The following is a 4,454-nucleotide window of genomic DNA, read 5'->3' as shown; positions in this document are numbered from 1 at the left end:
GAGCAGTCGAGCTCGGCGCCGCCGGGATTCAGCTGCAGGTCGGGGACGAAGGGCCGGTTGGTGTAGCTGAGCGGCGAGTCCTTGTCGCCCGGCCGCACGTCCGGATCCGGGTTGCAGTAGGGCCAGCCGAGGTCGCGGCCCTGGGTCAGTTTCGCCAGCGGCTCGAGCGGGTGGTCGTTCACGTACTCCTGAAAGACCTTGCCCTTGTCGTCGCCGTCGTAGGGGTAGGCGATGTTGTCGCGGTTGTTGACGGCGGTCCACACCGCACCGTCCGGGTCGATCGCGAGGCCCGTGCCGTTGCGGACGCCGCGGGCGAAGGTCTCGGCCTTCCCGCCCGGCGCGACCCGCAGGATGGACGCCCGCTCCGGCGTCGCGTCGCGGTCCTCGGCGGAGACGTTGCCGGTCGAGCCGACCGAGACGTAGAGCGCGCCGTCCTCGCCGACCGCCACGCTCTTGAGCGCGTGCGCGTAGGCGCCGCCCAGCTCGGGGCTCTTCGCGTCCGGCAGCCCGTCGACCACGACCCGCCGGCCGGAGAGCGCCCCGGCCCGGTAGGTGAAGGCGTCCACCCGGTCGCTCTCGGCGACGTAGAGCGTGTCGCCGGCGAAGGCCAGCCCGTGCGGTTGGTTGAGCCCGTCGGCAAGCGTGCGCTGCGCGGGCGGGCTGTCGCCCGGACCGGGAACCAGCTCGACGATGTCCCCCGACTTGGGTCGCGAGACGAGGAGCCGCTTGTCGGGGCTCCAGGCCAGCAGCCGGGCGCCGGGCACCCGGGCCGAGACGGTGTCCGTCGACCCGGGCGGCACCCGCAGCCGCCGGGCCTGGTCGAACGGCGCCTCGCCGGTGCCGGCGAGCGTCCGCACCTCGGCGCCGGACAGACGCGCGGCGGCCGTCGTCGGAGCCGGACCGGCCGGCGCGTCGGCGGCCGGGGCATCGGACGAGCACGCCGCGACGGCGAGCAGCAGGACACCCACGGTGGCACGGCCGAGAACTCTCACCGGTCCAGTTGTACCCCACTCAGGCCGCGAGGATGGCGGTGAAGCGCTCCCGAGCCAGGGTCAGCTGCCTGCGGATGCGGTCCTTCACGTCCGGCGCCAGCGGGGTGTCGGGGCGGTCCAGCAGGCCGCGCAGGGGTCGGCCACCCAGTAGTGGCACAGCATCCGGAGGGTCACCCGCAGCGGGTGGTTGACGTACGGCTCCCGCGTGCGGCGCTGCCCCTGGTGCAGCTCGGCCGCCCACCTGGTCGCGGCGCCGACCGCTCGCCGGTCGTCGTCGGGCAGGGCCAGGAGCTCCAGGGCGAGCCGGCGGCGCAGACCCGGCTCGCCGCACACCTCGGTGATCGCGTGCAACGGCATGACGCGCAACTGCGCTTTCGAGACCTCGTGCATGTCAAGATCCTCGTCGCAACAGGACTCACGCGGAACTATGTATCTGCCCAGCAGCTATAGGATCAGCCTATGGCCGGCTTGCGGGTGTCGTCCGACGCGCTGGAGGCGTTCGCGGTCTTCGCCGAGCACCTCAATCTCACCCGGGCGGCGAAAGCACTGCACATCAGCCAGCCGTCGCTGCACTCGAAGCTGGCGACGCTGGCCCGCGAGCTCGACCGCCCGCTTTACCAGCGCACGGGCAACCGGCTGCAGCTCACCGCCGACGGCGAGCGGGTGGCCCGGTTCGCCCGCGATCACCTCGAACGACTGGAGCTCTTCCTCGGCGAGCTGCGCGGCACCCCGTCGACCCGCCCGCTGGTGATCGCGTCGGGGCACACCGGCTATCTGTACCTGCTCGGCGGCACCATCCGCGCCATGCTCGCCGAACGACCGGGCAGCGTGCGCCCGCTGCACACCAACCGGCAGCAGATGCGCGCCGCGCTGCTGACCGGCCGCGCCCACCTCGGCGTCTTCACCCTGCACGTGCTGCCCGACGACCTGGTCGCCGTGCCGATCGCCACGTACCCGCAGGTGCTGCTGATGCCGGAGGGCCACCGTCTGGCCCGGAAACGCAACCTCCGGCTCGCCGATCTGGCCGGCGCCGAGCTGATCGTGCCGCCACCGGCCCGGCCGCACCGCATCAACCTCGAGCGGGCGCTGTCCGCGGCCGGCGTCCCGTGGACGGTCGCGGTCGAGGCGGAGGGCCTGCCGATGACCCTCGACTTCGCGGCGCTCGGCGTCGGGCCGACCGTCGTCGCCGGCTGCGTCCAACCACCGCCGGGCCTCGTCGCCCGCCGCGTCACGGATCTGCCGCTGATCACCTTCCACGCGGTCCACCGCCCCGGCGCCCTGGACGACCCGCGCGTGGCGGACCTGCTGGCCCGCATCCGCTCGGGCATCCCGCCCGCGGCCCGCCGCCGCGTGGGGAGCTCGACCGGATGACGAGGCAGCTGGCCGCTCAGAAGGCGTAGCGGACCCGCAGGTAGGGGGTGCGGCCGGCGATCAGGCCGGTCAGCGCGGCCACGTGGCGGCCCTTCTCGCCGGTGCGGTAACGGACGTTGACGAAGCCGTTCTGCGAGCGCTTGACCTGCTGCAACTCCGGCCGCCAGATGAGCTCCTCGGCCTTCGGGTGCCAGCCCAGGTTGACCTCGTGCAGCTCGCGGTTGTGGGTCAGGAAGATGACCTCGGCGGCCAGCTGCGCCTTGGCGGCCGGGCCGATGCCGGCGTCGAGCTAGTCGAGCAGCTCGGCCCAGTCGTCGAGCCAGCCCTCGCGGACCACCACGGGGCTGAAGTTGACATGCACCTCATAGCCGGCCGCGACGAAGTCGTCGATCGCCGCGATCCGCTCCGCGATCGGCGAGGTGCGGATGTCCAGGACCTTGGCGTCCGCCTGCGGCATCAGCGAGAACCTGATCCGGGTACGCCCGGCCGGGTCCCAGCCGAGCAGGTCGCGGTTGACGTGCTTGGTGGCGAACGATGCCTTCGCGTTCGGCAGCGTGCGGAACAGGTCCACGAGGTCGCGGACGTTGTCGCTGATCCGGGCGTCGAGGCTGCAGTCGGAGTTCTCGCCGATGTCGTAGACCCAGGCGTGCGGGTCGCACTCGTTCGGCGCCGGCTTGGCGCCCTGCCGGCCCGCGTGCCGCCCGAGATAGCCGGCGATCCGCTCGATGTTGGCGAACACCGTGATGGGGTTGCTGTAGCCCTTGTGCCGCGGCACGTAGCAGTACGCGCAGGCCATGGCGCAGCCGTTCGCGGTCGAGGGCGCGATGAAGTCGGCGGACCGGCCGTTGGGGCGGGCGGTCAAGGACTTCTTGACGCCGAGTACGAGCGCCTCCCGCTTGATCCGGACCCAGCGGCGCACGTTGGTCTCGTCGCCGTACAGCTCGGGGATGCGGTTGTGGCTCTCGACCTCGACCCGGGCGGCGTCCGGGAAGCGTTCCAGGATTTCCTTGCCGCGCGGCAGCTCGGCGGCGGCCGGCTCGTAGTAGATGCGGGTGATGTCCAGCGGTGCGTCGGTCACAGGTCTCCTGAGAACTTCCGTGCGGGTTCGGACCACGACGTGGGGTCGAGCCAGGGGAAACCGTGGGCGCCGGGCACTTCCTCATAGTGCCCCTCGGGCGCAGTGGCGACGAGTCGCCGTGCCCAGACGGGGGTGCTCAGCACGTCGTCGGCGCCGCGCAGCACGAGCAGCGACACGGTGAGCCGGCGCAGGGCCCGCTCGATGTCGTGCCGCAGGCAGGCGCGCACCAGATGGGCCAGCCGCCGCGGTCCGGCGCGCCGCCACTCGGGCAGGTGTGTCCTGGTCAGGCCGGGCGGCTCGATCCGGCCGTCCTGCAGGAAGCGCAGCGCCAGGCGCGGGAACGGGCGGACGGCCGGATCGACGGTGGGACTGGCCAGCATCAGCCCCGCGACCAGGGGATGGCCGGCAGCGGCCTCGGCGGCGACCTGGGTGCCGCTGGAGTGCCCGGCCAGCAGGACCGGCTCGGCGCGGGTGGCGGTGAGCCAGCCGGCGACCGCCCGGCCGTACTCGGGCACGGACAGCTCGTGGGGCGGGTCGCCGCTGCCCGCCAGCCCCGGCAGCTCGAGCAGGTGGGCCCGGGTCCAGCCGGCCAGCGCACCGACGCCCGGCAGCAGATAGGAGGCGACCGCCATGCCCTGCACGACGACCACCTCCGGCACGCCGGGCTGCGGCCGCCCGACCGCGCGGCTGCGCATCAAACCGAACGGCCCGTCGGTGTACGACGTGATCACACCGTCCGGGAAAGTGGGCATGACCCGGTTGATACCCGCAGGTAGCGGGCATGAACCTGCGCGGAGGCGCGATGAAGACACCCCGCGAGATCGCCGGCTTCGACTCGGCGTCCGGCATGGTCGTGGCGCTCGCCCGGTTCCTGCACGGCCGGGACGTCCCGCCGCTCGGCAACCCTGCCTTCGCCGCGCTGCGGCCGGTCGCCGAGGTGGTCGCGCGCCTCCCCCGCCCCGTGCGGCGGCGGGTCTACAGCGTGTTCTCCGGCTCCGAGGGACGACCCGAGC

7 protein-coding genes are annotated in these 4,454 nt (G+C 73.2%); 2 read left to right on the top strand and 5 right to left on the bottom strand.

Annotation, left to right across the window (positions count from 1 at the left end; translation table 11 throughout):
• Together AB0M20_RS29015 and AB0M20_RS29010 are read right to left on the bottom strand one after the other, a co-directional pair.
• Window positions 1-992 (bottom strand): gluconolaconase (locus AB0M20_RS29015; RefSeq protein ID WP_364303491.1); only part of this gene is annotated, 992 nt, incomplete at its 3' end.
• An 84-nt stretch (window positions 993-1,076) separates the two neighbouring features.
• Window positions 1,077-1,382: a hypothetical protein gene (locus AB0M20_RS29010; RefSeq protein ID WP_364303490.1), complete on the bottom strand. Its 306-nt coding sequence runs from the start codon at window positions 1,380-1,382 to the stop codon at window positions 1,077-1,079.
• Between the two features lie 69 nt (window positions 1,383-1,451).
• Here AB0M20_RS29010 and AB0M20_RS29005 point away from each other — a divergent pair, with 69 nt between their 5' ends.
• Window positions 1,452-2,363 carry a LysR family transcriptional regulator gene (locus AB0M20_RS29005; protein WP_364303489.1) on the top strand — a complete coding sequence of 304 codons (912 nt, stop codon included), beginning with the start codon at window positions 1,452-1,454 and terminating at the stop codon, window positions 2,361-2,363.
• 16 nt (window positions 2,364-2,379) lie between these two features.
• Here the strand turns inward: AB0M20_RS29005 and AB0M20_RS29000 are convergent, their stop codons facing one another.
• From AB0M20_RS29000 to AB0M20_RS28990, 3 genes are all read right to left on the bottom strand, one after another.
• Window positions 2,380-2,517: a hypothetical protein gene (locus AB0M20_RS29000; protein ID WP_364303488.1), complete on the bottom strand. Its 138-nt coding sequence runs from the start codon at window positions 2,515-2,517 to the stop codon at window positions 2,380-2,382.
• 135 nt (window positions 2,518-2,652) lie between these two features.
• Window positions 2,653-3,441 (bottom strand): spore photoproduct lyase family protein, encoded by a 789-nt coding sequence (locus AB0M20_RS28995; RefSeq protein WP_364303487.1) that lies wholly within the window; start codon window positions 3,439-3,441, stop codon window positions 2,653-2,655.
• Entirely contained in the window at window positions 3,438-4,193 is a 756-nt protein-coding gene (locus AB0M20_RS28990; protein WP_364303486.1) for an alpha/beta fold hydrolase, read from the bottom strand. Before AB0M20_RS28990 ends, AB0M20_RS28995 begins: the two co-directional genes overlap by 4 nt.
• A 50-nt stretch (window positions 4,194-4,243) precedes the next feature.
• Between AB0M20_RS28990 and AB0M20_RS28985 the strand changes: the two genes are divergently transcribed.
• The coding region (locus tag AB0M20_RS28985; protein WP_364303485.1) for a hypothetical protein at window positions 4,244-4,454 on the top strand (211 nt) is incomplete at its 3' end.

Origin of the sequence: Actinoplanes sp. NPDC051633 (genome assembly GCF_040681735.1) — a bacterium.
Taxonomy (GTDB): domain Bacteria; phylum Actinomycetota; class Actinomycetes; order Mycobacteriales; family Micromonosporaceae; genus Actinoplanes.
Note: the sequence above shows the minus strand (reverse complement) of the source record. Positions and strands in the feature narration are given on the sequence as shown.